This window comes from Vulcanococcus sp. CPBay_Sum15L08_68, assembly GCF_017855895.1.
Lineage (GTDB): Bacteria > Cyanobacteriota > Cyanobacteriia > PCC-6307 > Cyanobiaceae > Vulcanococcus.
In genome coordinates this window covers 1-25,587 of sequence record NZ_JAFMFX010000013.1, presented here as the reverse complement: position 1 = coordinate 25,587, position 25,587 = coordinate 1, and the positions used below count along the sequence as shown (strand labels likewise).

Sequence of the window (25,587 nt, the reverse complement as noted above, 5' to 3'; positions counted from 1 at the left end):
TTCGGCTAGGGAAGATTAGGTCCGTCCCCTCGCTTGATCGATGGTTCGTCCGCGTTGGTTGTCCGTTCAGCGAACCGGCGCGGCGCGCAGCTGGTTGATCTGGGATCGGACCATTGCCCTTTGGGCCACGGTCAATTTGGTCTGGGTGGTCTTTGACATCACTTATGTCCCCTTCCGCACCTTCTGGTTGCAACGGAATCTGACCCCGATTCCCCAGGTGCCGCTGGTGGTTCCGCTGACGGTTCTGCCCAACATCACCCCGCTCTACGACCCGGTGAAGGGCATTGAGCCCCATCGGGAGACCCAGGGCTATCTGCAGCAGTTCGACCAACTGGATGGGGCCCTGCTCAAACCCGCTCCATTGAGCAATTCGCTTCAGCTGCGCCGTCAACAGGTGGCACTGACCGAGGCGATGATCAACGAGAACCCCTTTGCCGCCTCAGGCAACAGCGGCACCCTCGAGAAAATCAAGAACCGCCTGCGTCAGCGCGCTGGCTTGGACTCCGCCAAGCAGTCCGCCCAGCGCCTGCTCTCGGACGGCTGGCTACAGCAACACTCCTGGGAGGAGGAACGGCGTTTCTGGCAGCAGCAGATCCTCCCGCTGGTGGCCACGAGCTATTGGCGCTCGATTGATGAGAACGGCCGCCCCAGCGATCACTTCTGGCGCTACGACCTTCTGCTCTTTCAAAGCGTCTTTGCCTTCGACATCCTGCTGCGGATGCTGCGTTTGCGGCGGCGCTTCCCAGGCCTGAGTTGGCGGGATGCCCTGCTGCGGCGTTGGATCGATCTGCCGCTGTTGCTGCCCTTTTGGCGCTGGATGCGCCTGGCGCCGGTGGTGGAGCGCTTGAGTCAGACGGGAATGATCAATGTCGAGCCGCTGCGGGCCGTGATTAGTCGCGGTGTCGTCTCGCTCTTGGCGTTGGAGCTCTTTGAGGTTTTGGCTCTGCAATTGGTGGATGGCACCCAATCGCTGATTCGATCTCCCCAGTGGCCGCGCATGATTCGGAGCCTGCGCAGCCACCAGAGTGTCAGCGCGCTACCCCCCCAGCTCGAGCAGCCCCTCCTGGGTTTGCTGCAGTTGTGGGGACCGATGGTGCTCGGCCAGGTCACCCCCAGGCTGACCCCAGAGCTGCAGTCCCTGCTCAGCCATGCCCTCGAGCAAAGTCTGCGGGAGGTGCCTGGGGGGGCGGTGGTTCCCTCTGCCCTGGCCCGTCAGCTCACCGCCAGCATGGTGGAGACCGTCGTTGAGCTCTCCCGGACAACTGCGGATCGCTTGGCACAGAGCGATGACCGGCAGGCGGAACTGCTGCAGCGCTTCGGTGATCGCTTCTGGGAGGAGTTGGCGGCGGCTCTGGAGCGCGGGGACACCCTGGAGCGCAGTCAGGAGCTGCTCTGCGGCTTGCTCCAGCAGGTGAAGTTGAACTACTTGGCCCAGGTCAACCGCGCCGGCATCGGCGCCTTGATGGAGGAACTCGATGAACTGACAGCGCCTGTGCCGCTTAGCCCAGAGCCGCCTGCCACTCCTCAGGCTTGAATCCCACCAGGGCCGTGCCGGCTTCGGTGATCGCGAAGGGACGCTTGATCAGCTTCCCGTCAGCAGCCAAGGCAGCAAGGGCCTCGTCATCGCTGAGTGCAGCGACGGCCGCGGCACCAAGGGCGCGATAGCTCTGGCCACTGGTGTTGAACAGCCGCTTGCGCCCCAGGCTGTTGAAGGCCAGGCGCAGGTCGTCCAGGCCCGGGGGATCGAGGGTGATATCGATCAGCTCGAGATTCCCATTCCCAACAGAAAAGCCCTGCTGGTCAAGCCATTGCAGGGCTTTGCGGCAGGTGCCGCACTTGGGATAACTGAAGAGCCGAAGACGGCTGCTGCTCACTTGCCCAGCAGGCTCTTGATGGCGCCCACGAGGCTGTTGGAGCCGCTGCCGGTGCCGCCTTGGGGGCGGGTGCGAACGGTCACATCACCGTTGACGCTGGTGCGGCAGCTCAGGCGGTAGTTAGCGGGACGGTCAGCCAGGTAGACCTGCTCGACGTCGCTACGGGGGGAGAGGTTCTGCATGCCCTCAACCACCTCGACGACGCAGGTGCCGCACTGGCCGACGCCACCACAGTTATTGAGGTTGTTCAGACCGCCGTAGGGATTGACGCCTGCATCCACGGCAGCCTTGCGAAGGTTGGCCCCTTCAATGCATCCGACCTGCTGGCCTTCCTGTTCAAAACGGATGGTGGGCACGGTCGGGCGGGGATCTTCGGCGCCGACAAACCTACCTGGCCGCAGACGTTCTTTGACGTTGTTTGCTGCGGCTGACACCAAATGCAGCGTCCTGCCGTGTCGCATTGGGCTGCTTAGCATTGGCCTTTCTTTGGCCGAAACGGTGCATCCAGCGGGTTACGACCGTCTCCAGAGCCAAGTCATTCCCGGCTACGGCAGTCTGGCTCGCCTGGCCGTGGCCCTGCTCAGCAGTTCACCCCAGGCTCAGATCGAGGGATCATCCGTCCTGGTGGCGGGCTGCGGCACCGGCGCGGAGCTTCTGGAAGCGGTTGCGCAGCGTCCGGATTGGCGGCTGACGGCCTTGGATCCCAGCGACGAGATGCTCCAGGCCTCGCGCGATCGCCTGGGTGAAGGGGTTCCCATTCGTTGGCATCAAGACACGGTCGAGGGGTTTGTCGCCGCTGACGCCGAAGCCGGTGGCTACGCCGGCGCCCTCTCGGTGCTGGTGCTTCAGTCCCTTCCTGATGACGGCAGCAAACTGGCCTATCTGAGCGCCCTAGCCCAGTGCCTTCAGCCCGGGGCTCAGCTGGTCTTAGTTGACTTGATGCGCAGCTCCCTGACGTCGTTGGAGCCCCAGCTCGATGCGGCCTGGGATCGCTTCCAGCGCGCCAGTGGCCTCGATCTCACCCGCGATCAGTTGGCCTCGGAGGGTTTGCATCCCATCGGTCTGGCCCGTCTCACCAGCCTGGTCAACGCCGCTGGTTTTGGTGATCCGGCCCGGGTGTTTCAGGCCCTGGGTTTTGAAGGCTTTTTGCTGCAGAAGCGGGGTTAAGGCTGTTGCGCTGCGGCGCTGCAGGCTTCGATCAGCGCAGGGACGGCGTCCGCATCGAGCCACCCCAGGATGTCGACGACCCGGCCCTCCATGCTCTTGTAGGTCCGGAAGAATTCGGCCACCTCTTCCAGCTGCACCGGAGCGATCTGTCGAATGCTGTTGATGCCCCGTTGGTTGGGATCGGCCGCAGGAACGCAAAGGAGCTTGCCGTCATGCGCCCCCTCGTCGAGCATGTCGAGGATGCCGATGGGACGGGCCTGGATCAGGCATCCGGCAAAGGTGGGTTCGTGCATGATCACCATCGCGTCCAGAGGAGCGCCGTCCTCTGCGAGGGTGTTGGGGATAAAGCCGTAGTCGAAGGGATAGCGCACGGAGGAGTGCAGCACCCGATCGAGGGCCATCACTCCAGCCTCTTGGTTGAACTCGTATTTATTGCGGCTTCCAGCTGGAATCTCCACCACCAGGTTCACTAGCCCTGGCCGCGGGGAGGCCTGCAGACTGCGCAAATCCATGGCTGGGTTGCTCGATCACGCCAGAGGGGGGAGCCGCAACCTGAGCGGGACCCGATCGACTGCCCAGCACGCTGGCGATGGGAATCACCATGGTGCAGACGGCAACGACAAAGCCCAGAAGGGGAGCGGCGGAGTCGTAAATCGGGCTGGAACTAAAGGGTTCCTCGCTCGATTCGCTCAACACGGGGGTGGATCTGCTGCTTGCGGCTTGCGTGGTGGCCGGAGCCTGAGCCGCAGGAGCGGATCCGCTGGTTCGGGGAGGGGGGTCTGAGTCCATCGAGGGGGTTAATGAAAACCCTCAGTACAGATTAGATATGTGCATCCTGACATCCGGCGATGGGACTGTCAGGTGCAGCGTCTATGCCGCGGGGCGTTCTTGCTCGTGCTGATCCCGCCGGCTATCGAGGGTGGTGGGGCTGAGATTGCTGGAGTCCAGAAGCTCTCGAATCGTGCGCAGTTCTTCGAGGATCGAACCCAGGAGTTGCTGGGTTGCCGTTGAAGGGGAGTTCAGTACCTCAACGGTCACTTCCTTGATGCGCAGGACGTCCCGGGCGAAGCGAGCCACCTCATTGGGGTGGAACATCAAGGGTTCTTTCTGATCGCTGCGGTACTCGGGGTTGAGTTTGCGGGGATTGAAAGGCGGGTTGAGGTTGCGCGGATCGGTGTTGGTGTAGCGGTAGACCGAGGCCCGTGAGCGGTTCAACGAACGCTGAACTTCGTCGATGCCAATCAGGTTCTCGGATTGTTCGGAGCTATTGGCTGCGCCTTCTGCACTGGCTTCAATCGCAGCGGCTGCACTGGCCATCCCTTGCCCCATTCCTGAAGTGAACGAATGGGGGTTCATGAGACGTGCGTGCGACGGGTTGGAATCCAGCGGAAACTAGCAGGCTTTCCTCTCTGCAACTGAAATTTCGTCTTGATTTCCGCTTCACTTGTGGCGCTTTTTTAAGCGGGTGGGACGGAACGGTTCGTGGGGCTGCAAATGCTGGCTCCAGGGCTGCTCGAGCAGGTGATAGCTTCCGGCCTCTTTCCTTGCTCGGATCCCATGCGCGTCTCCCGCCTGATGCTGGTGACGCTGCGGGATGACCCCGCCGAGGCTGAGATTGCCTCCCACAAGCTGCTGCTGCGAGCCGGCTATATCCGCAGGATTGGCAGCGGCATCTACGCCTATCTCCCCCTCCTCTGGCGCGTCCTTCAGAAGGTCTCAGCCGTTGTCCGCGAGGAACTCAACGCGGCGGGTGCCCTGGAGACGCTCCTGCCCCAGCTCCAGCCGTCTGAGCTCTGGCAGCGCAGCGGGCGCTGGGCCGGGTACACCGACGGCGAGGGGATCATGTTTCACCTTGAGGACCGTCAAGGTCGCGAGCTCGGTCTCGGCCCGACCCACGAGGAGGTCATCACGGCACTCGCCGCTGATCTGCTGCGTTCCTACCGGCAACTCCCGGTCAACCTGTATCAGGTGCAGACCAAGTTTCGCGATGAGATTCGTCCCCGCTTCGGTCTGATGCGTGGGCGCGAATTCATCATGAAGGACGCCTATTCGTTCCACGCCAACGAGGACTGCCTGAAGCAGACCTACGGCCTGATGGACCAGGCCTACCGCAGGATCTTTCAGCGTTGTGGCCTGCGGGCCGTCGCCGTCGAGGCCGACAGTGGTGCCATCGGCGGTTCGGCCAGCCAGGAATTCATGGTCACGGCTGAATCCGGTGAGGATTTGATCTTGGCCGCCGGCGATGGCCGCTACGCGGCGAACCAAGAGCGGGCGGTTTCCCTACCACCCGAGCCCCAGCCGCTTCCGCCCGGCTCGGCTGTGGAGCGGATCGAGACCCCTGGTCAAAGCACCATTGAGGCCCTGAGCCAGGCCCAGGGTTGGCACCCCACGCAGGTGGTCAAGGTGCTCCTATTGCTGGCTCGCTTTGAAGACGGTCTGCAGCAGCCGTTGCTCGTCTCCCTGCGGGGCGACCAGCAGCTCAATGAGGTCAAGTTGAGCAATGCCGTCAGTCACCGGCTCTCGGCTAAGCACGGCACCCTTTTGGACCTGCAAGCACTGCAGCCCGATGAGGCGGCCAAGCAAGGCCTGACGGGGATTCCCTTTGGCTACATCGGGCCGGATTTGAGCGACGTGGTGCTCTCCGGTGCCAAGTCTTGGGCCACCCGCTTTGAGCGCTTTGCCGATGGCACCGCCAAGGCCTTGGAGGTCTTCATCTGCGGCGCGAATGAGCGCGATGCCCATCGGCTGGGCGTGAGCTGGGGTGCGCTCGGGGGGGCTCCTGATTCAGCCGATCTGCGCTCCGCGCAGCCCGGAGATCGCTGCATTCATGACCCCAGCCAAACCCTCGAAGCCAGCCGTGGCATTGAGGTAGGGCACATCTTCCAGCTTGGCAGGAAGTACTCCACGGCCCTGGACGCCACCTTTACCAATGAGTCCGGCCAGGAGGAGCCCCTGTGGATGGGCTGCTACGGCATCGGTGTATCGAGGCTGGCCCAGGCCGCCGTCGAGCAACACCACGACGCCAATGGAATCTGCTGGCCCACCGCAATCGCTCCCTATGAGGTGATTGTCGTGATCGCCAACGTCAAAGAAACGGAGCAGGTGGACTTGGCGGAACGTCTCTACGACCAGCTGCAGGCGGCCGGCGTTGATGTGCTGCTGGACGACCGCTCTGAACGGGCTGGCGTCAAGTTCAAGGACTCAGAGCTGCTGGGAATTCCCTGGCGGGTCGTGGTCGGTCGCGGCGCGGCTGAGGGCCAGGTGGAGTTGGTTCAGCGCTCCACTGGTGCCAAACAGGACCTCGCGGCTGACCAGCTGGAAGCCACCTTGCTGCCCCAGCTCCTGCTGGAGCGTCAAGGACTTCTGGCCTCCGAGGCCCCCTAGGATCCCGCTCAAGTTGATCCCGAGTCCGATGGCAGCTGGTTGGCGTCGAATCAAAGCAGCCCTGCTGGCTGTCTGCCTGGGCCTGACCCTGCTGGTGACGGCTTGCTCTGGCAGCTCGGGTCCCCTGACCGGTAACTACGCGGAGGACACGGTCGTCGTCGCGGATCAGCTGATGGCCACCATTGCCATTGCGGCTGATGATCCTGGCCGCAGTGAGGCGGAGACCTCGGCACGGGCCCTGATCAATGACTACATGGCCCGCTACCGCCCCCAGGCCAAATTCAACGGCTTGGCCTCCTTCACCACGATGCAGACGGCCCTGAACTCCCTGGCGGGCCACTACGCGAACTACCCAAATCGCCCCGTCCCCGATGCCCTGAAGGAGCGCCTGAATAAGGAGCTCAAAAAAGCTGAGACCGGTGTCGTGCGCGGCGCCTGATCGTCTCCGCCTTCGTTGTTTGAACCCAAAGCGGCCCATCCGGGCCGCTTTTTTAATCCAAACAATTCCGTGATTGTTTTGACGGAGGGTCACCCCATCTGAGATCCTTGATCCTTGTGCTTAGAAGCGGCTGCGGGCCGCTGTGTCCTTGGCCAACGTTGTCGTCATCGGTGCTCAATGGGGTGACGAGGGGAAGGGCAAGATCACCGATCTCCTGAGTCGTTCGGCCGATGTGGTCGTCCGTTATCAGGGCGGTGTGAATGCCGGCCACACGATTGTTGTGGACGACAAGGTGCTGAAGCTGCACCTGATTCCCTCCGGCATTCTTTACCCAGGAACCGTCTGCCTGATCGGCTCCGGCACCGTTGTGGACCCCAAGGTCATGATCGGTGAGCTGGACATGCTCGCTGAGAACGGCATCCCGGTCGACGACCTGCGTTTGGCCGCGACGGCCCACGTGACGATGCCCTACCACCGCCTGTTGGATCAGGCGATGGAGCAGCGCCGCGGGGATCAGCGCATCGGCACCACCGGCCGTGGCATTGGCCCGACCTACGCCGATAAGTCCCAGCGCAACGGGATCCGGGTGATCGACATCCTGGATGAATCGCGCCTTCGGGAACGTTTGGCCGGTCCGCTGGCGGAGAAGAACGAGATCCTGCAAAAGATCTACGGCATCGAGCCCCTGGATTTCGACGCCGTCGTTGCTGAGTACGTGGCCTACGGCCAGCGCTTGGCTCCCCACGTCGTCGATTGCACCCGCACCATTCACCAGGCGGCCAAGGCCAAAAAGAACATCCTGTTTGAGGGCGCCCAGGGAACCCTGCTGGATCTCGATCACGGCACCTACCCCTACGTCACCTCCTCGAATCCAGTCAGTGGTGGTGCCTGTATTGGTGCTGGCGTCGGTCCGACCCTGATTGACCGCGTGATCGGTGTGGCCAAGGCCTACACCACCCGCGTCGGTGAAGGTCCCTTCCCTACGGAATTGGAGGGCAGCCTGAATGACCACCTCTGCGATCGAGGTGGTGAATTCGGAACCACCACCGGACGTCGCCGCCGCTGCGGTTGGTTTGACGGGGTGATCGGCCGCTATGCCGTTGAGGTCAACGGTCTCGATTGCCTGGCCATCACCAAGCTCGATGTTCTCGATGAACTCGACGAGATCCAGGTCTGTGTGGCCTATGAACTCGATGGCCAGCGCATCGAGCACTTCCCCGGCTCCGCTGAGGATTTCGCCCGCTGTCAGCCCATCTTTGAGACCCTGCCGGGTTGGCAGACCTCCACGGCTGATTGCCGCCGCCTTGAGGATCTTCCCCCGACGGCCATGAGCTATCTCCGCTTCCTTGCTGAGCTCATGGAAGTGCCGATTGCGATCGTTTCCTTGGGTGCTGATCGCGACCAAACCATCGTGGTCGAAGACCCCATTCACGGTCCCAAGCGGGCCCTGCTGAGCCGCTGATTCCCATGCCTGAAGTGAAGACCTTGGATGTTGTCGGGATCGGCAACGCGATCGTTGACGTGCTCGTTCAGGCCGACGATGCCGTCATCGAGGGCTTTGGCCTGACCAAAGGCACGATGGCCCTGATTGATCAGGACCAAGCCGAGTCGCTCTACTCCAAGCTCGGCCCTGGCTTGGAAACCTCTGGGGGATCCGCGGCTAACACCCTGGCTGGCATTGCCCAGCTTGGCGGGCGTGCTGGCTTTATTGGTCGGGTGCGGGATGACCAATTGGGCACGATCTTTGCCCATGACATCCGTGCTGTGGGGACCCGTTATGAGACCCCCGCAGCAACGGCCGGGGCCTCGACCGCACGCTGCTTGATCCTGGTGTCACCGGATGCGCAGCGCACCATGTGCACCTACTTGGGTGCCTCGGTTGGCCTCGATCCCAGCGATCTGAATCTCGAGATGGTGGCCCAGGCGAAGGTGCTCTACCTCGAGGGCTATCTCTGGGATAGCGACGACGCCAAGGCTGCTTTTCTTGCGGCCGCCAAGGTGGCGAAAGAGAACGGTGCCGAAGTGGCGCTGAGCCTCTCCGATGCGTTCTGCGTGGAACGCCATCGCGACAGCTTCCTTGAGCTGGTCGACGGCCATGTCGACATTCTCTTTGCCAATGAGATGGAGATCACCTCCCTCTACAAGGCCAATAGCTTTGATGAGGCCGCCCAGGCTGTCCGCGGCCGCTGCCGCATCGCCGCCTTGACCCGCAGCGAGCAGGGTTCTGTGATTCTCAGCGGCGATTCATCGATCGCCATCAAGCCCTTCAACCTGGGCCCGCTTGTGGACACCACGGGCGCCGGTGACCTCTATGCCGGTGGTTTCCTGCATGCCTATACCCAGGGCGAATCGCTGGAGCGCTGTGGTCAGCTGGCCTCACTCTGCGCTGGTCAGGTGGTGACCCAGCTGGGTCCCCGCTCCCAGGTCGATCTGCAGGCCCTCGCCCAGACGCACCTCAACTAGGGCGGCAGGCCGCTTCAGCCCAGGCTCCATAGCCAGGGCTGGCTTCTGCACTCCAGACGATCCATTCGGGTGTCTCGTAGCTGTGGTGCTCATGGACGGCGGCCTCCAGGGCCTGCTGCTGCTCTCGAGTGGTTTTGATCAGCAGCTCGACCTCCGCGCTGTCCTCGATCTGTCCCTGCCACCAGTAGAGGGCCCGTTGCGGTCGCAGGGCGACGCAGGCCGCCAGACGCCTCTCCAGAAGAACGCGGGCGAGGGCCTCGGCGGTCTCTGGGTTGGCCTCGGTGGTGAGGGCCAGGATCAACGATGGGCTCATGACCGCGCTTGCGCTGCCCCAACTTGACGCAGGATTCCTTCCGGTGTCAGGCCTACTGGCAGCTGTTCTGCGGGGGGGCGGATCTGGATCAACTGCAGGCCCAGCTCCTGGCTGAGGTTCTGCCAGATCTGCTGGGTGAGTCCCCCGGATTGCCTGCAGAGCACGGCGCTGATCCCCCAGCGCCGGCAGAGGGCGCGTTCGATGGCGCCCTCGGGCAAAGCCCCGGGCCGTACGCAGGCCAGCTGTTGCGGTTCAAAGCCTGCCGCTAGGGCAAGACGCAGGCTCTCCGGGTTGTCGAGGATTCGCGCGAAGTGCTGCGAAGCGGAGCTCTGGCGCAGGGCCGCTTGGAGGTGTCTCGAGCCAATGGCCAGGAGCAGTCGCTCTCCCCCCAGCGCGATGGAACGCAGATCCTCGAACTGTTGGATCCCATGGATCCGGGTTCCTTCAGGCAGGCGAGGGGTCTCCCGTTGCAGTCGCAGCAGGGGTTGGTTCATGGCCTGGCAGCGCCGTTGCAGCCTGCCGCTGATCACTGCGGCGAAGGGATGGGAGGCATCGAGCACCCAGCGGGGTCTGAGCGTCCTCAGCAGTTGATCAACGGCCTCATCCTCCTGGAGCTTCCCCACCTGAAAGCGCAGATTGGGGTGGGACCGATAGGCCCGTGTGGCGGAGGCGCTGACCACGCTGACCAGGACGTTCCAGCCCTGCTGCAGCAAGGCCTGGGCCAGGGGCGGACCATCCCCGGTGCCTGAGACCAACCAGATCGTCTCGGCAGGGGCCGAGGTCGAGGAATCCCCCTGGTGAAATTCCAGGCCTTGCATCAGGATGTGGCCCCGTGCCATTGACCGGTCCTGTGAACCATTGCTTGCTGGAGGTGGAGGTGCTGGAGGCGCCTCAGGTTCGATACACCCAGGACAACCAAACTCCAGTGGCGGAGATGGCCGTTCAGTTCGATGGGCTGCGTCCTGATGATCCGGCGGGTCAGCTCAAGGTTGTCGGCTGGGGAAGTCTTGCTCAGGACCTGCAGAACCGTGTGCAGGTTGGCCAGCGGCTGATGGTCGAGGGTCGTCTGCGGATGAACACCGTGAGCCGCCAGGACGGGACCAAGGAAAAGCGCGCTGAATTCACGCTCTCCCGCCTGCATCCCCTCGGTAGCAGTGGCGGTGGCAGTGCCGCCCCTCGTCCCGCCGCTGCTGCACCGGCTGCTGCACCGGCTTCGGCTCCTGCCCCTGTCCGCAGTGCCGCCCCCGCACAGCAGCAGCCTCCCACCTGGAACACCGCACCCCTGGTTCCTGACCTTCCCGAGGGCGAGGACGAGATTCCGTTCTGATCGCTTAGCTGCTGGGGCTGAGTCGTTCTTGGGCCTGCTCCAGCAGCTGACCCAGTTCACGCTCCAGGGCGGCCAGGTCTAAGCGCAGTTCTGGCCAACGTCCCTGGTCCAGCTGCTGCAACAACCAGAGCCGGTCCCGTTGCAGCTGTTCAACCAGCTCCGCTGTGCTGGGGGCATCCTGCGCGGGGTTGGGCTCCTGCCCCCCGTTGACCGAAGATGCCTGCATGCTCGCAATCGCTTCCCCCGGCAGCCTAGTCACCTTGGCTGGTGCGGCCCTCTCGGTCATTGGCTGGATTGGCTACGCCACCTCCAATCCGAACCTCAGCCTGCCGACGATTTTTTACGGCATCCCGATCCTCTTGGGTGGGTTGGCTCTCAAGTCCTCCGAACTGCCCCCCGCAGAGCTCCTGGAGGCAGAGCCAGATGCGGTTGCCCTGCGTGAGCAGGCCGCCAGTAAGACCCTCCGCAAGCTGGTGAAAGACGTCACCCGTTGGCGCTATGGCCAGAAGGCTCACCTCGAGAGCTCCCTGGAGGCCCTCAAGCTCTGGGATGAGGATGAGCCCCCTCAGTTGATCAGCGTGCTTGAGCGCGCCGTCGACGGTCGCTATGCCGTTGCGATGCGGTTTCGCTGTGAAGCGGTTCCCTTCGAGCGTTGGCAGGAGAAACAGGACCGACTGGGCCGATTCTTCGATCGCGGCCTGCGGGCAGAGCTGAGTGAGCCCTCCAAAGGTGAGGTGCTCCTTGAGTTGTTGCCTGCTGCTGGCTAAACCTGAGCACATCTAGGCCCCTCTTCTCGAGACAAGTCCCTCCCTTGAGCGAACGTCCTGCTGATCGCACTGACGCCCTGCGGGTGTCGGTGCTGAGTGAAGCCCTCCCCTACATCCAACGTTTTTCCGGCCGCCGCGTCGTCGTGAAATACGGCGGTGCGGCCATGGTTCGCGAAGACCTGCGCGATGCGGTCTATCGCGACTTGGTGCTGCTTGCTTCGGTCGGCGTGAAGCCGGTGGTCGTGCACGGCGGCGGGCCCGAGATCAATGAGTGGTTGGGGCGCCTGAACATCGAGCCCCAATTCCGCAATGGCCTGCGGGTGACCTGCCCGGACACCATGGATGTGGTGGAGATGGTCCTGGTGGGCCGGGTCAACAAGCAGATCGTCAACGGCTTGAATCGTCTGGGCGCCAGGGCCGTGGGCCTCTCCGGTAGCGATGGCCCGCTGGTGCGGGCTCGCACCTATGGCGATGGGACCAATGGCCTGGTGGGGGATGTGGCTGCGGTGGACCCGTCTGTTCTCTTCCCCTTGCTGGATGCCGGCTACATCCCCGTCATCTCCTCGGTGGCAGCCGACGCTGAGGGCCAAGCCCACAACATCAATGCCGACACGGTCGCTGGGGAGTTGGCTGCAGCCCTGGAAGCGGAGAAATTGATTCTCCTGACCGATACCCCGGGGATCCTGCGGGACCGGGAAGACCCCAGTTCGTTGATTCGCTCCGTGAGTCTCTCCGGCGCCCGCGAGCTGATCAGCAGCGGTGTCGTGGCCGGCGGGATGACGCCGAAAACCGAATGCTGCATTCGCGCCTTGGCCCAGGGGGTCGCCGCCGCCCACATCGTCGATGGCCGAACGCCCCATGCGCTCTTGCTGGAGGTGTTCACCGACGCGGGCATCGGCACGATGGTGACCGGTCGATCCAACCTCTAGGTGCCGGTGGAGGAGTCCAACGCTGCCCAGCCCGCGGAGGCGTTTGATCCAGCGACGCTTCTCCCGGCACGATCAGCCCTGGAGAGGGGCGACTACGGCACCTGTGAACGCTTGCTGGAGCCGCTGCTGCAAGCCCACGGCGCGATGACCCGGGCGGGGGGAGAGGTCCGGCTTCTGCTGGCCACGGCCCAGTTGGGGCGTGGGGATCACAAGGCCGCCGCGGCGACCTGCCGCAGCCTTCGGGCCTGCCGCGACACCACCCTGCGCGCCCAGGCCAAGGACCTCCAGGAGATCCTTGACGCGCCGGCCTTGGTGAGGCCCAGGGAGTGGTCGATGACCCTTCCGAGCCTGGGGGAGATGAAGCCCCTGGAGGGCGAGCTCAAGGCGATGGCCCGTCAACGCCGCCGCCGCCGCGGACCCCCAGAGCCACCACCACCGCCCACTGGACCCACCCAGGCTCCCTTGGGTTTCGCTGTCGTGGCGATCGTTCTTTTACTGCTGACCGCTTTGCTCGGTGGGTGCGTTGACCTCGAGACCCAGCTGCGCTTCCCCGGCCCTGGACGCCTGCAGTTTGAGCAGCGCAGTCAATCCCAGACGGATCAGCCCCTTCCTTGGCAGAGCCAATGGCGGCAAGGGCTGCGCGGCCGCTCCCTGCGCGTGGATCAAGACCATGGCCGCCTGACGCTGGCCTCGCCGGTGCTGCCTGCTGCTCAGGCTTTGAGGCTGCTCCAGGACAGTCTTGAGCAGGGTGCTGCATTGGCCAACCTGGATCTACCCGCACCTGAACTGGACTTCCAGGAGCGCAACTGGTTGATCGGCGTGCGTCAGCGGCTGGCCATCCAGCTGGATCTGGAGACGCTCCAGCCCCTGCCTGGATTGCAGTTGAGCGTTGCCCTCGAACCACTTCCGCTGCGTGCGATTCAGTCCTCTGGGCCCATCCCCGCCCGCGCCATGCGCCGGGGCAAGGGCGAGCCCGAGGCCGTCCGTTGGCGCCTTGAACCCGGGGCGGTGAATACGCTCCAGCTCTCCTGCTGGCGCTGGAGCAAGCTTGGCCTGGGCACCCTGGCCATCAGCCTGCTCCTGCTGCTGGTGGCACTGCTTCAGCGGCTGCGCATTGCCGCTGGTTTTGGCTTGCCCCAGCTGCCGGCCTAGAGCTCCAGCGGATCTGGGTCGATCGCCAGACTGACGTCATGGGGGAGCAGGGCCCGCAGCTCTGTCTCCATGGGCAGTGGAAGCTCAGAGTCGGCTGGTCCGTGCAGCAGGAGCTGCCAGCGGCTGTTCCCCGCCACCCTGGCCACCGGCGCTGGAGCTGGTCCGATCAGCAGCCACCCCTGCTGCATCAGCGCCGCACGCAGGTGTTCCGCCAGGCTGGAGGCGGCCGTCGCGGTTCGACTGGCGGATGGTCCCGCGAGGCGCAGCAGGCAGGCCCGGCTAAAGGGAACCAGGGATGCGGCCTGCCGTTGTTGGAGTTCCTCCTTCAAAAAGGCTTCATAGCGGCCATCCACCAGATGGCGAATCACGGGATGTTCGGGGCTGTAGGTCTGCACCAGGACCTCCCCAGGACGGTCCCCTCTCCCCGCACGGCCGGCCAATTGCAGCAGCAGCTGCAGGCTTTCCTCTGCGGCCCGCAGATCGGGTCGATGCAGGAGCCCATCGGCGGCCAGCACGGCAGCCAGGGTCACCCGCGGCAGATCCATCCCCTTGGCGAGCATCTGGGTTCCGATCAAGACATCGGCTTCCCCGCGGGCAAACCGCTCAAGGAGTTGCCGATGGCCATCGCGCCCGCGGGTGGTGTCCCTGTCGAAGCGCAGCAGCCGCAGCTCCTCCAGTTCGCCCGAGAGGTGCTCCAGCACCTGTTGCGTTCCGGCCCCAAAGGGCTTGAAGGCCGTGGAGCCGCAATGGCCGCAGCGGCGCTCCACCTCTGCACGGTGGTCGCACCAGTGGCAGCGCAGCCAGGAGCGCTCCCGTTGCCGGTGCACCGTGAGAGCCACGTCGCAGTGGGGACACTGCACCACTTCGCCGCAGCTGCGGCAACTCAAAAAACTGCTGTAGCCCCGCCTGGGCACCAGCACGACCGCCTGCTCCCCCCGTTCTTTGAGGGTCTGGAGCCGGTCCATCAGCGGCCGACTCACCAGACGCCGGTGGCCCTCCGCCAGTTCCTGCCGCATGTCCACCACCAGGACCGGTGGCAGGACACTGCTGCCAATGCGCTTGGGGAGTCGCACCAACTGGCACTGCGCCTGGGGGCCTTGGCAGGCGCGCCAGGTCTCCAGGCTTGGGGTGGCACTGCCGAGGATCAACTTGGCCCCGCTGGCCTGAACCCGCAGTTGGGCCACATCTCGGGCGTGATAACAGGGCATCGGGCTGTCCTGTTTGTAGGAGCGATCGTGCTCCTCATCGAGCACCACCAAGCCCAGCTGCTTGAGCGGTAGAAAGATCGCCGAACGGGTGCCCACCACCAGCAGCGGAGAGGGGCTATCGAGGCAGTGGCGCCAGGTTCGAATGCGCGCGCCATCACTGCAACCCGAGTGGTATTCCGCCACCGCCGCACCAAAGCGGGCTCGGCTGCGATCCAGCAGCTGGGGAATGAGTCCAATCTCTGGGGTCAGCAGCAACACGGACCGTCCCGCTTGAAGCTCGCGCGCGGCGGCCTGGAGATAGACCTCCGTCTTGCCAGCCCCCGTCACCCCCCAGAGCAGGAGCTGGCTTCCTGGTTGAGCTCCCTCAATGGCGGCTAGCGCTTGGGCTTGATCCTCAGTGAGCTGCTTGGGGATGCTGCCGTCGCCCCCTGGGCGCATCACCTCCTCGGCCTGAAAGGGGCGCCGCTCTCGCCGAAGGATTCCCCGGCGCTGCAGGGTGTCACTGACCGAGCGGCTGACCTGAGCGGCCTCGAGGGCCTGGGTTTGCCAGCACTGGCCGCCGTGGGCCTCCAGCACCTGGAGCAGACGGCTTTGGGCGTCGCTCCAGCTGCTCCGCTCCGTTTCCGTGGGGGGCTGAATCAGCTCGAGCCAGAGCTGCTCCCGCGGCCGCTGAGCCGCTGCGGCCGGGCGCTGCCCAAGCCAGCCAGGGGGTAGGACCGCTTTGAGCGTTCGGAAGGAGGTGGTTCGGCACTGTTGCGCAACCGTCTCAATCAGGCTTTGCCAGTCGGGCTCAACAGCGGCCTGTTGATGGACGGTTTCGATCGGTTGCAGGGCTTTGCCGGCTAAGGCCGCGGGCCGTTCATCCAGCAGCTCCAGCACCAGCCCGATGTGGCGCCGTCCCCGGAGTCGAATTTGCACCAGATCCCCTCTGGCGCAGGGGAGTTGCTTGGGGTTGCTGTAGGTGAACACCTGCCCCTCACGGCCCGCCTCAAGCCAGACCTGGACCCAGGAACCCTGGCCATCTGCTGGGGTGGGGCCGGTCACTCTTGCAAAGCTCTTGGGAGTTTCTTAAGATGAGTCTGTTGAGCAGTCCATAGGGCTGCAGTCGGAACCCGGCAAAGTTCCGTCCAGCGGGAAGATCTTGAGGACAGCCAGCACTGCTGCGCGCCCGATCTGCGACCACCCCTGACAGCCTTGCTGGGCTTCTGGCCCCGTTCCCATTCCTTTCTATTCCCCTCAGCACGCCGCCAAGTCCCTTGGCAAGTCTGCTGGGTTCGTTGACGCCCCACCAATTCATCGTTCCCATGGGTCATTGAGCCTTGACCGGCTCTGTCGCCCGATCGATGCGGCCCTTCGCCGACTCCGGTCGATCGATGATTGGCACCTCGCCCTTGGCTTGGTCGGGTCTGCGTCTGACGTGTCAACCGCCTCAACATCATCTAGCCGAACGCGATGAGTCCTGCTGCTGCGACAAAGAAGTCAGCGACCACCAAGACGACCACGAAGGCAGCTGCGACGGCCAAAAAGCCCGCTGCTGAAATCCTCGCCGTGGCCAATTCTTCGGGTGAGACCGTCAAGGTGACGAAGGCCAAGGCCGCCAGCAAGACCAAGAAGGACGCCGAGGCCGCGAACAAGGTCAGCCCAACCAAGGCCAAGGCCACGAAGGCTGCATCGACGAAAGCGGCCTCCACCAAGGCCGCCAGCAGCAAAAAGCCTGCATCGACCAAGGCTGCTTCCACAAAGGCTGCGGCATCGAAAGCCACCAGCAAGAAGGCCGCGGCCGCCGACCTGGACAAGGCGGCTGATCAGCTGCTTGCAGCGGCGGGTAAGGCTCCAGCTGCCGATGCCAAGGCCACGGAGAAGGATGCAGCGAAAACCGCCAAAGCCCTGGCGAGCATCAAGATCGGGCCGAAGGGTGTCTACACCGAAGACTCCATCCGGGTTTATCTCCAAGAGATCGGCCGGATTCGACTGCTGCGTCCTGACGAGGAGATTGAGCTGGCCCGCAAAATTGCGGACCTGCTGCAGCTCGAGGAGCTAGCGAACCAGTTCGAGGCAGACAACGGCCACTACCCCGACACCAAGGAGTGGGCGGCTCTCGTCGAGATGCCCCTGGTCAAGTTCCGCCGGCGCCTGATGTTGGGTCGCCGCGCCAAGGAAAAGATGGTCCAGTCGAACCTCCGTTTGGTGGTGTCGATTGCCAAGAAGTACATGAACCGGGGCCTGAGCTTCCAGGACTTGATTCAGGAGGGCTCCCTCGGACTGATTCGCGCCGCCGAGAAGTTCGATCACGAGAAGGGCTACAAGTTCTCGACCTACGCCACCTGGTGGATTCGTCAGGCGATCACCCGCGCGATTGCGGATCAGTCCCGCACGATCCGTCTGCCGGTCCACCTGTACGAGACCATTTCTCGGATCAAGAAGACCACCAAGACCCTCTCTCAAGAGTTCGGCCGCAAGCCCACTGAAGAGGAGATTGCTGAATCGATGGAGATGACCATCGAGAAGCTCCGCTTCATTGCCAAGAGTGCTCAGCTGCCGATTTCGCTGGAGACACCGATTGGCAAGGAGGAAGACTCCCGCCTGGGTGACTTCATTGAGGCTGATATCGAGAATCCTGAGCAGGACGTCGCCAAGAACCTGCTGAGGGAAGATCTCGAAGGCGTTCTGGCGACCCTGAGCCCCCGTGAGCGCGATGTGCTGCGCCTGCGCTACGGCCTGGACGATGGTCGGATGAAGACCCTCGAGGAGATCGGGCAGATCTTTGATGTGACCCGCGAGCGCATCCGCCAGATCGAGGCCAAGGCCCTGCGCAAACTGCGGCACCCCAACCGCAATGGCGTGCTCAAGGAGTACATCAAGTAACCAACTCTTTGACTGCGGTCCAAGCGGTTTAAGGTTCAGGCGCCGGCGGGTCTTCCCGCCGGCTTTGTCTTGAGGATTCCATGGGCTTGCGGGTCTCGATTGTTCTGCCCACCTACAACGAGCGGGGCAACATCGAGCCGCTTCTGGCCCAGCTGCTTCCCCTGGGTGAGCAGTGGGATTTGGAAATCCTGGTGGTGGATGACGACTCGGCGGATGGGACCGCTGAGCTGGTCCGCCAGCTCGCCCATGACGAACCGCGGCTCCGTCTGATCCGCCGGGTCGGGCGCTCCGGTTTGGCCAGCGCCATCAAAGAAGGTCTGCTGGATGCCACGGGCGACTTTGTGCTGGTGATGGACAGTGATGGCCAGCACGAGCCTGGCTCTGTCCGCCGCGCGATCGAGACCCTGGAAGCCGGTGGTGCGGACCTGGTCATCGGCAGCCGCTTCCATCCCGAGGCCCAGATCCTGGGGCTGAGCGATCGGCGGGAAACCGGATCGACGTGGGCCAATGCCAGTGCCCGCTTCAGCTTGCCCAAGCGCTATGCCCATCTCACGGACTACATGAGTGGCTTCTTTGCTTTGCGCCTGGAGCCGCTGCTTCCCTTGATCCGTGGCGTGGATGTCAACGGGTTCAAGTTCCTCTACGAACTGCTGGCGGTGAGTCGTGGGCGCTTGAGCACCGCCGAGGTGCCCCTGACCTTCCAGCCCCGCACCTATGGCAGCTCCAAGCTGGATCTGGCCATCTTCTGGGATTTCCTGATCTCAATCCTCCACACCCTGAGCTTCCGCCTGCTGCCCAGGCGAGCCATCAGTTTTGGTTTGGTCGGTCTCAGTGGCGTTGCGGTGCAGCTGCTGATCACGCAGCTGTTCATGGCTCTCTGGGGTCTTGGCTTTGAGCAGGCGCTCCCGATCGGTGTGATCTCGGCAGCCAGCTCGAACTACCTGATCAACAACGCCCTGACCTTCCGTTTCGCTCGCTTGAAGGGCATCCTGCTGCTGCGCGGACTGTTCAAGTTCCTGTTGGTGGCCTCCCTACCGGTGATGGCCAATGTGGGCCTGGCTTCGGCCTACTACAGCCTGATCGCACCGAATGTCTTCTGGGCCCAGTTGGCCGGGATCATTGTGGTGTTCGTCTGGAACTACGCCGCCAGTAGCCGTTTCGTCTGGAACACCCCCAACTAGTGATGCAGAGGCTCAGAACTTGGCTGGATGCCAATCCCTCCCGGGCGCTCATCACGGCGATCGCCGCCCTGTTGGGCCTCTGTGTTCTGGCTTTCTTTAACCAGTTGGGAAGCCTGGGCCTACTGGATAAAACCGAGGGGTTGTTCGTTGAGGTGCCCCGCCAGATGGTGCTCAGCGGTGACTGGGTCACCCCCCGCTGGAACGGTGAAACCTTTTTCGATTACCCCGTTTGGGGGTACTGGATGGTGGGCCTCAGCTTCCAGCTGTTCGGTGTCAGTGAATGGGCAGCCCGCTTCCCTGCGGCCCTCGCCGCCAGCGCCGTTGTCTTTGCCGTTTTTGGTCTGCTGCTAGCCCTGGCGCCATCGACGGAGTCCGTGAGTCAACGGCTGGGGCGCGCGACCCTCTGCAGCGGGCTGTTGGCCTTGAGTCCCGGCTGGGTGGGCTGGGGCCGCTCCTCTGTCACCGACATGTTTCTGGCCAGTGGCATCAGCCTGGCCCTGTTGGGCTTTGCCCTGGCCTACTGGCGCAGGGATCAACAGGTCCTGAGGCGCCTGGGCCATGTGGTGTTGGCGCTCTTCTGCGGGATTGCGGTGCTGGCGAAAGGTCCCGTTGGCCTGCTCCTACCCGGCCTGGTGATCATTGGTTTTCTGCTGCTGCGGCGTGATCTCTGGCCGGAGGTTCGTCAGACCCCATGGCTGGCGCTGCTGTCCCTGTTTTTGGGTGTGACCCTGCCTTGGTATGTGGCAGCGACCCAGGCCAACGGGTTCACCTTCCTCGCGCGCTTCATCGGCTTCAGCAACCTGGAGCGCTTCACCTCGGTGATCTACGCCCACCCAGGTCCCCCTTGGTTTTATTTGCCCTGGTTGCTGCTACTGGCACTGCCCTGGTCGCTCTATCTCCCGGCGGCAATCCTCAAGCTGCAGGTCTGGGCTCCCCAGCGCTGGCATCGCAGTGATGCGGGCGAGGCCCTCGCCCAATTCGGCTTGATTTGGCTTGTGGTGGTGGTGGCTTTCTTCTCCGCCGCGGCGACCAAATTGCCCGGCTACATCCTTCCGGCCGTTCCGGGTGCAGTCCTTCTGGTGGGCCTCTTGTTTGCGCCCCTTTCCCCGGGCACGGGCCATCCCCCTTGGCTGGATCGTCTGCAGCGGGGCAGCGGTTGGTTCAATGCCGTGCTCTTGGGGCTGATGGCCTTGGCCGCCGTCCTTGCCCCTCGCTTGATTGAGGTGGATCCGGCCTACCCCGGTTTCGCGGATGCCATCGCCCAGTCCGGCTTGCCCTGGCTGCTGGCACTCCCCTTGGCAGGTGCCTGCGGCGCGTTGATCTGGTTGCTTCGTGCGCGGGATGGCGACGCCCTGCGTTGGCTTTGGCTCCCCAATGCCGCTGGGTTTGCGGCGGTTTTGGCCTTGGTGATTCCCGTCTTGGCGCCCCTGATGGATCGTGAGCGCCTGCTGCCGATCCGGGTGTTGGCCCGTCAGGCTGCGGCCTCAGCTGCGCCGGGTGAACCGCTGCTGGTGGCGGGCTACAAGCGCTACAGCGTGGTGTTCTACAGCGGTCGTCCGGTGCTCTTCGTTCACGACGCCCGTTCGGCCATCGATCAGCTGGAGGCCCAAGCCCTGCCCGTTGACTCGGTGTTGGTCCTGGGGTCTGATCGTGAATTGCTGGACCTTGGCGTGGGACCCGGTGATGCGGAGCTGCTGGGCCGCCTGGATGCCCACCGCCTGATCAGACTGGACCGCACCACCCTCGATCAGTTGAGCCAGAGACGGTGATCGCCATGCCTCCTCTTCTGCGTGAGTGGTTGAACGCCCTTGGACGGCGCCGATTGCTGTTGACCCTGGCCATTGCGGTTGTCTTGCTGGTGGTGAGTCCAACCCTCAAGGCCAATGCCCCGGACTCCTTCGATCGCGTCCTGCTCGATGGGCTGCACCAGCGCATCCCCGCCTGGCTTGGACAGCTCCTGCTGGTTGTCTATCAAGCCAGTGGCATTCATGTGACCGCTGTTTTGGTCCTGGCCGTTCTGGGCTTTCTGGCCTTCAAGCGCTTCTGGCCTGATTTGGTCTGCGTCGTGGCCGGAACCGGCGGCATTTTGGTGATCGTTGATCGCTTGCTGAAGCCCTGGTTTGATCGACCCCGCCCCGACGCCAGCCTGCTGGAGCTGAGTGGCCGCAGTTTTCCCAGCGGCCATGCAGCGGGTTCGGTGGTCTTCTATTTCATGAGCTGCACCCTGCTGGCGGCCCACTACCCCAGGCTGCGCCGGCCGTTGTTTCTCCTCTCGAGTCTTTGGGTCGCCTTGGTTTGGCTGAGCACCCTCTATTGCCGCGCCCATTGGCCAACGGACATCCTGGCTGGGGCGGCCGTCGGTTATGTGTGGCTCAGCTTCTGCCTGGCCGGTTTCACCGTCTGGGAACGGCACCACCCCACCTCTTCCTCCATCCATGGCTGACGGGCCCTCGCTGCTGGCATCACTGAAGGGACTGCGCACGGCGCCTGAGCTCTCCTCAGCTGAGCAGGGGCAACTGCTGGAGGAACTGACCCAGGCCATGGCGACCTGCGAGTGGTTCACCGTGGGTGTGATGGCCCCCTCCGCAGCCCTTGCGGTCGCGACCCTGCGGGCGCTTGAGCAGCGCTTCTCCTGGGAAACCCTGGAGCTGGATCCAGCCGGTGAGGAGCTGGCGACGATCGAGGGCCCCGTCTTCCTGAAGGCGAATCAGAACAACGGTCGTTTTTTGGTGCGCCGTGAGAGCGGCCTTGGCGAAGGTCTGTTGATCACTGGACACAACCCCGTGGATCCCAGCACCGAGGACACCTGGGGACCCCTTCCCCTGGCCCTCTTCGCAAACGACGACTGATCAAGACTTTGCGGCCTTTGGCCGCGATGGGCACACCACTCCCTAGGCTTGGCGGCTGTTTGCTGCCTTGATGCATTCCGATGGCTGGTTCCCAACTGCGCATTGCCTCTCGCCGCAGCCAGCTGGCCATGGTCCAGACCCATTGGGTGCGTGACGAGCTAGCCAAGGCCCATGACGGTCTCGAGATCACCATCGAGGCGATGGCCACCCAGGGCGACAAGATCCTCGATGTGGCCCTGGCCAAGATTGGGGACAAGGGTCTGTTCACCAAGGAGCTCGAGGCTCAGATGCTGGTGGACCGTGCCGACATCGCCGTCCACAGCCTGAAGGACCTGCCCACCAACCTGCCTGAGGGGCTGATGTTGGGCTGCATCACCGAGCGGGAGGATCCCGCCGATGCCTTGGTGGTGCACGAGAAGCACAAGGACAAGACCCTCGCGACCCTTCCTGAAGGGGCCGTGGTGGGCACCAGCTCCCTGCGTCGTCTGGCCCAGCTGCGTCACCACTACCCGCACCTCACCTTTAAGGATGTGCGCGGCAACGTCATCACCCGCCTGGAGAAGCTCGATTCCGGCGAATTCGATTGCTTGATCCTGGCCGCCGCCGGTCTCGGTCGCCTGGGCCTAGGCGATCGCATCCACGAGCTGATCGATCCCTCCATCTCCCTCCATGCCGTGGGTCAAGGGGCCCTGGGGATTGAGTGCCGCGATGGCGACGCCAAGGTGCTGGAGCAGATCAAAGTGCTGGAGCACGTTCCCACCGCCCGTCGCTGCCTGGCTGAGCGCGCCTTCCTGCGCGAACTGGAGGGCGGCTGTCAGGTCCCCATCGGTGTGAACACCCGTTTTGAAGGGGACGAGCTCGTGCTCACCGGCATGGTCGCCAGCCTGGATGGCAAGCGTCTGATCCGCGATCAGGTGCAGGGGGATCAAACCAACCCTGAAGCCCTGGGGATTGACTTGGCCCACAAACTGAAGGCCCAGGGAGCAGGAGAGATCCTGGAGGAGATCTTTGCAACCGTTCGGCCCGAGGCCTGACACCCTTCCGGACGGGGCCCCGCCTGAGCTCGATGAGGCTCGGCCCCTTCCGTTTCAATGGAGCCTGTTGGCCTGGGCGGCCCTCGTTGGCGGTCTGACCGGATTGGCCGTGGTCGGCTTCCACGAGCTGCTCGGCCTGATCAATAACGGTCTGTTTGGCCCGGCCGTGTCCTGGGCCCTGGCCTTGGTGGGACAGACCCAGCCCGAGCCGCCCGTTCTGCCGGTGGATCCCTTGCCGGTCGACAGCGGCACACCGCTGCGGGCCTTGCTGCAGATCGGTCTGGGGGGCGTGGGCTTTTTGCCGGATCCCACGCCGCTTCCTCCCGATCCCACACCAGCGATCACGGGCGGTCTTCCCCTGTGGTTGGCCTCCTGGCCTGTGGTGCTGATGCCCGTGATCGGGGGATTGGGGGTCGGTCTGCTGCGGCTGTGGTCCAGGGACCTGGGTCCAGGACTGCCCAGCTTGATGGCCATGGCTGACGGCGCGGTTCAGGCCAAGCCCAAGCTGCCCTTTCAGCGTTTGCTGGGCGCTTCGCTGAGCCTGGGCAGCGGCGCGTCCCTTGGTCCTGAGGGGCCCAGCGTGGAGAGCGGCGGCAACATTGGCCTGTGGCTTGGGATGCGCGGCGGACTGCCCCCCGAGTCCCAGAAGGCCTTGGTGGCGGCAGGTGTTGCGGCTGGACTGGCGGCCGGTTTTAAGGCCCCGATCGCCGGTGTCTTTTTTGCCTTTGAGGGCAGCTACAGCACCATCCCCGGCCGTCCCAGTATCCGCGCAGTGCTGGTGGCTGCGGTGGCCTCCGCCCTTGTCACGCAGCTCTGTTTGGGCAGTGACCCGATCTTTCGCCTGCCGGCCTACGAGGTGCGCTCGCCCCTGGAATTGCCCCTTTATCTGGGCTTGGGGCTCTTGGCGAGCGGAGTGTCCTTGGCGCTCCTGCGCCTGCTGGCGGCTGGCCGGAGTCCACGGGTCCAGCGCCTGCTGGGACGCCTGCCGTCTTGGTCCCTGCCTGCCCTGGGGGGCTTGGCCATTGGCTTGATGGCCCTGGGCTTTCCCCAGGTCCTTGGGGTGGGCTACGACACGATCGAGGCGCTGCTCGGCAGTGGGGGCGGCATCGCCCTATTCACCCTGGTGGGTCTGCTGCTGGTGAAGCTGCTGGCTACGGCCTTGAGCAGTGCCACAGGCTTTGTGGGCGGTGGTTTTGCGCCGTCGCTGTTTGCCGGCGCGGTGCTGGGCAACGTCTATGGCCAACTGCTGGGGGATAGCGGTTTTGGCCTGCCGGTCGCGGAACCCCCCGCCTACGCCATGGTCGGGATGGCTGCGGTTCTGGCCGGCAGTGCCCGCGCCCCTTTAACCGCCCTCTTGCTGCTGTTTGAGCTCACGCGTGACATCCGCATCGTCCTGCCGCTGATGGCGGCCGCGGGTCTGAGTGCAGCCTTGGTGGAGCGCTGGCAGGGCCTGGCTGACCCCGGTCTGCTGGGGCCTGATCTGATTGAGGACCAGCGCCGTCATGCCTTGGCATCCCTGCCGGTGCTCGATGCCTTTGAGCCCGAGGCACCGCTGGTGCTCAATGCTGCGGAGTCGGCCCAGTCAGCGCTGCAGCAACTGCTCTCGGCCCATGGTCACTGCCTGATGGTCGAGCAGGAGAACTGGGTGGTGGGCCTGGTCACCCTGGCTGACCTGCAGCGGGCCCTCACCGGCTTGGGGCCGGCTGTCACCTTGGCGGACTGCCGGCGCTCGGAGCTGCTCTGGCTGCCGGCTTCCGCGAACCTCGCCCAGTTGGAAGATCAGTTGCGTCCCAACGGCCTGCGTCAGCTGCCGGTCTTTGATCTCGCCCTGCCGGACCTGCCCCATCTCCCCAGCGCCCTCCCTGCCACGGGCCTTCCCGTGAAGGCCCTGCAGGGATTGGCCAGCCGCGACGGCATGGCGCGGGCCGTGGCTCGAGCCCAAGCGTCCGCGGACTCCAAGCCATGAAAAAAGCCCCCGGTTGGGGGCTTGGCTGCGATCAGTTGACCAGCTTGGGAGCGATGACTTCCATGTAGCGGGCCTCGCACTCCTTGACGATCTTGACGGCTTCGGCGGAGTCGAAGAAGCCATTGACGCGGCAGGTGCCGGGCTTCTTGAGGTCCTTGTAGTGCTCCCAGTAGTACTGGGTTTCCTTCAGCCAATGCTCACCGAGTTGGGTGTAGCTGGTGATGTGGTCCATGCGCTTGTCATCGGCCAGCACGGCAATGACCTTGTCGTCGACTTCGCCGCCGTCGTCGAATTTCATGATGCCGATGATGCGGGCTTCCACCAGGGAGCCGGGCACCAGGGGCTCGGTCACACCGACGATCTCGATGTCGAGCGGGTCGCCGTCCTCATCCCAGGTGCGGGGGATGGTGCCGTAGGCGAAGGGGTAGGCCAGGGAGGAGTAGCCGACGCGATCGAGCTTGAGGTGACCGGTTTCGGTGATCAGCTCGTACTTGTTGATCGTGTTGCTGTTCAGCTCAACGATGGTGTTCAGCCGCAGTTCCGCTTCATCGGCAAAGGCCGGCAGCACGTGCAGCAGGTTGAGCATCGTGCGGCTTGGGGCGTGGTCGATGTTCGCCATCAGGGCAGCGGGCCTTAAGGATGGGCGGCATCCTACGGAGTTCCCGGAAC

Annotated in this window: 26 protein-coding genes; 17 read left to right on the top strand and 9 right to left on the bottom strand. The window is 64.1% G+C overall.

The annotated features are described in order from the left end of the window. The first annotated feature begins 40 nt into the window (after nt 1-40). A complete protein-coding gene (locus QZ189_RS03730) occupies nt 41-1,534 on the top strand; it encodes a hypothetical protein (protein WP_296417748.1) in 1,494 nt (497 codons plus the stop codon). Here the strand turns inward: QZ189_RS03730 and QZ189_RS03725 are convergent. Continuing rightward, nucleotides 1,500-1,874 carry a Spx/MgsR family RNA polymerase-binding regulatory protein gene (locus QZ189_RS03725; protein ID WP_296417746.1) on the bottom strand — a complete coding sequence of 125 codons (375 nt, stop codon included), beginning with the start codon at nt 1,872-1,874 and terminating at the stop codon, nt 1,500-1,502. The two genes, QZ189_RS03730 and QZ189_RS03725, sit on opposite strands and share 35 nt — an antisense overlap. Continuing rightward, nucleotides 1,871-2,230, bottom strand: coding sequence for a 2Fe-2S iron-sulfur cluster-binding protein (locus QZ189_RS03720; protein ID WP_247479943.1), 360 nt, complete (start codon nt 2,228-2,230; stop codon nt 1,871-1,873). Before QZ189_RS03720 ends, QZ189_RS03725 begins: the two co-directional genes overlap by 4 nt. Before the next feature lie 142 nt (nt 2,231-2,372). Between QZ189_RS03720 and QZ189_RS03715 the strand changes: the two genes are divergently transcribed. Next, the gene (locus tag QZ189_RS03715) at nt 2,373-3,041 is read left to right on the top strand and encodes a class I SAM-dependent methyltransferase (RefSeq protein WP_232197283.1); all 669 of its coding nucleotides are present in this window, start codon (nt 2,373-2,375) and stop codon (nt 3,039-3,041) included. Here QZ189_RS03715 and QZ189_RS03710 read toward each other — a convergent pair. Beyond that, nucleotides 3,038-3,553 carry an inorganic diphosphatase gene (locus QZ189_RS03710; RefSeq protein ID WP_247477932.1) on the bottom strand — a complete coding sequence of 172 codons (516 nt, stop codon included), beginning with the start codon at nt 3,551-3,553 and terminating at the stop codon, nt 3,038-3,040. The genes QZ189_RS03715 and QZ189_RS03710 overlap by 4 nt on opposite strands. A 358-nt stretch (nt 3,554-3,911) precedes the next feature. Next, the gene (locus tag QZ189_RS03705) at nt 3,912-4,358 is read right to left on the bottom strand and encodes a hypothetical protein (RefSeq protein ID WP_010316672.1); all 447 of its coding nucleotides are present in this window, start codon (nt 4,356-4,358) and stop codon (nt 3,912-3,914) included. Between the two features lie 240 nt (nt 4,359-4,598). Here QZ189_RS03705 and QZ189_RS03700 point away from each other — a divergent pair, with 240 nt between their 5' ends. From QZ189_RS03700 to QZ189_RS03685, 4 genes are all read left to right on the top strand, one after another. Then, nucleotides 4,599-6,425, top strand: a complete 1,827-nt coding sequence (locus QZ189_RS03700; protein ID WP_296420979.1) for a proline--tRNA ligase — start codon at nt 4,599-4,601, stop codon at nt 6,423-6,425. Between the two features lie 28 nt (nt 6,426-6,453). Continuing rightward, complete coding sequence (psb27, locus tag QZ189_RS03695; RefSeq protein WP_010316676.1) at nt 6,454-6,864, top strand: photosystem II protein Psb27; 411 nt, start codon at nt 6,454-6,456, stop codon at nt 6,862-6,864. A gap of 148 nt (nt 6,865-7,012) precedes the next feature. After that, nucleotides 7,013-8,326, top strand: coding sequence for an adenylosuccinate synthase (locus QZ189_RS03690; protein ID WP_010316677.1), 1,314 nt, complete (start codon nt 7,013-7,015; stop codon nt 8,324-8,326). Between the two features lie 5 nt (nt 8,327-8,331). After that, on the top strand, nt 8,332-9,327 hold the full coding sequence (locus QZ189_RS03685) for an adenosine kinase (RefSeq protein ID WP_296420977.1): 996 nt from the start codon (nt 8,332-8,334) through the stop codon (nt 9,325-9,327). On the opposite strand, the gene cutA is transcribed toward QZ189_RS03685, so the two are convergent. Both cutA and QZ189_RS03675 read right to left on the bottom strand, forming a co-directional pair. Continuing rightward, nucleotides 9,320-9,640: a divalent-cation tolerance protein CutA gene (gene cutA, locus QZ189_RS03680; protein WP_296417739.1), complete on the bottom strand. Its 321-nt coding sequence runs from the start codon at nt 9,638-9,640 to the stop codon at nt 9,320-9,322. The two genes, QZ189_RS03685 and cutA, sit on opposite strands and share 8 nt — an antisense overlap. Then, complete coding sequence (locus tag QZ189_RS03675) at nt 9,637-10,479, bottom strand: precorrin-6A/cobalt-precorrin-6A reductase (RefSeq protein ID WP_296415922.1); 843 nt, start codon at nt 10,477-10,479, stop codon at nt 9,637-9,639. Before QZ189_RS03675 ends, cutA begins: the two co-directional genes overlap by 4 nt. Nucleotides 10,480-10,490: 11 nt before the next feature. Here QZ189_RS03675 and QZ189_RS03670 point away from each other — a divergent pair, with 11 nt between their 5' ends. Beyond that, nucleotides 10,491-10,967, top strand: a complete 477-nt coding sequence (locus QZ189_RS03670) for a single-stranded DNA-binding protein (RefSeq protein ID WP_296415924.1) — start codon at nt 10,491-10,493, stop codon at nt 10,965-10,967. Nucleotides 10,968-10,971: 4 nt separating this feature from the next. Here QZ189_RS03670 and QZ189_RS03665 read toward each other — a convergent pair whose 3' ends face one another. Continuing rightward, a complete protein-coding gene (locus QZ189_RS03665) occupies nt 10,972-11,193 on the bottom strand; it encodes a hypothetical protein (RefSeq protein WP_247477948.1) in 222 nt (73 codons plus the stop codon). Here QZ189_RS03665 and QZ189_RS03660 point away from each other — a divergent pair. The 3 genes from QZ189_RS03660 to QZ189_RS03650 are packed head-to-tail and all read left to right on the top strand — an operon-like array spanning nt 11,192 to nt 13,815. Further along, nucleotides 11,192-11,734, top strand: coding sequence for a DUF2854 domain-containing protein (locus QZ189_RS03660; protein WP_296415925.1), 543 nt, complete (start codon nt 11,192-11,194; stop codon nt 11,732-11,734). The two genes, QZ189_RS03665 and QZ189_RS03660, sit on opposite strands and share 2 nt — an antisense overlap. A gap of 44 nt (nt 11,735-11,778) precedes the next feature. Beyond that, nucleotides 11,779-12,663: an acetylglutamate kinase gene (gene argB, locus QZ189_RS03655; protein ID WP_296417737.1), complete on the top strand. Its 885-nt coding sequence runs from the start codon at nt 11,779-11,781 to the stop codon at nt 12,661-12,663. 6 nt (nt 12,664-12,669) lie between these two features. Then, nucleotides 12,670-13,815, top strand: a complete 1,146-nt coding sequence (locus QZ189_RS03650; RefSeq protein WP_296420976.1) for a DUF3153 domain-containing protein — start codon at nt 12,670-12,672, stop codon at nt 13,813-13,815. Here QZ189_RS03650 and priA read toward each other — a convergent pair. Then, the gene (gene priA, locus QZ189_RS03645; protein WP_296420973.1) at nt 13,812-16,067 is read right to left on the bottom strand and encodes a primosomal protein N'; all 2,256 of its coding nucleotides are present in this window, start codon (nt 16,065-16,067) and stop codon (nt 13,812-13,814) included. The genes QZ189_RS03650 and priA overlap by 4 nt on opposite strands. 408 nt (nt 16,068-16,475) lie before the next feature. On the opposite strand from priA, the gene rpoD reads away from it, so the two are divergent. The 7 genes from rpoD to QZ189_RS03610 all read left to right on the top strand — a co-directional run bounded on the left by rpoD (nt 16,476) and on the right by QZ189_RS03610 (nt 24,918). Then, entirely contained in the window at nt 16,476-17,888 is a 1,413-nt protein-coding gene (rpoD, locus tag QZ189_RS03640) for an RNA polymerase sigma factor RpoD (RefSeq protein WP_296415931.1), read from the top strand. Nucleotides 17,889-17,968: 80 nt separating this feature from the next. After that, nucleotides 17,969-19,069: a glycosyltransferase family 2 protein gene (locus tag QZ189_RS03635; RefSeq protein ID WP_247477954.1), complete on the top strand. Its 1,101-nt coding sequence runs from the start codon at nt 17,969-17,971 to the stop codon at nt 19,067-19,069. A gap of 2 nt (nt 19,070-19,071) precedes the next feature. Beyond that, entirely contained in the window at nt 19,072-20,838 is a 1,767-nt protein-coding gene (locus QZ189_RS03630; RefSeq protein ID WP_296420971.1) for a glycosyltransferase family 39 protein, read from the top strand. Nucleotides 20,839-20,843: 5 nt separating this feature from the next. Further along, entirely contained in the window at nt 20,844-21,512 is a 669-nt protein-coding gene (locus QZ189_RS03625) for a phosphatase PAP2 family protein (RefSeq protein ID WP_296420969.1), read from the top strand. Next, entirely contained in the window at nt 21,505-21,918 is a 414-nt protein-coding gene (locus tag QZ189_RS03620; RefSeq protein WP_296415938.1) for a DUF1824 family protein, read from the top strand. The genes QZ189_RS03625 and QZ189_RS03620 overlap by 8 nt, the downstream gene beginning before the upstream one ends. Nucleotides 21,919-21,998: 80 nt before the next feature. Further along, nucleotides 21,999-22,952, top strand: a complete 954-nt coding sequence (gene hemC / locus QZ189_RS03615; protein WP_296417728.1) for a hydroxymethylbilane synthase — start codon at nt 21,999-22,001, stop codon at nt 22,950-22,952. Between the two features lie 67 nt (nt 22,953-23,019). After that, entirely contained in the window at nt 23,020-24,918 is a 1,899-nt protein-coding gene (locus tag QZ189_RS03610; RefSeq protein WP_296420967.1) for a chloride channel protein, read from the top strand. 31 nt (nt 24,919-24,949) lie between these two features. On the opposite strand, the gene QZ189_RS03605 is transcribed toward QZ189_RS03610, so the two are convergent. Beyond that, complete coding sequence (locus tag QZ189_RS03605; RefSeq protein WP_010316702.1) at nt 24,950-25,537, bottom strand: inorganic diphosphatase; 588 nt, start codon at nt 25,535-25,537, stop codon at nt 24,950-24,952. Nucleotides 25,538-25,587 lie beyond the last annotated feature (50 nt).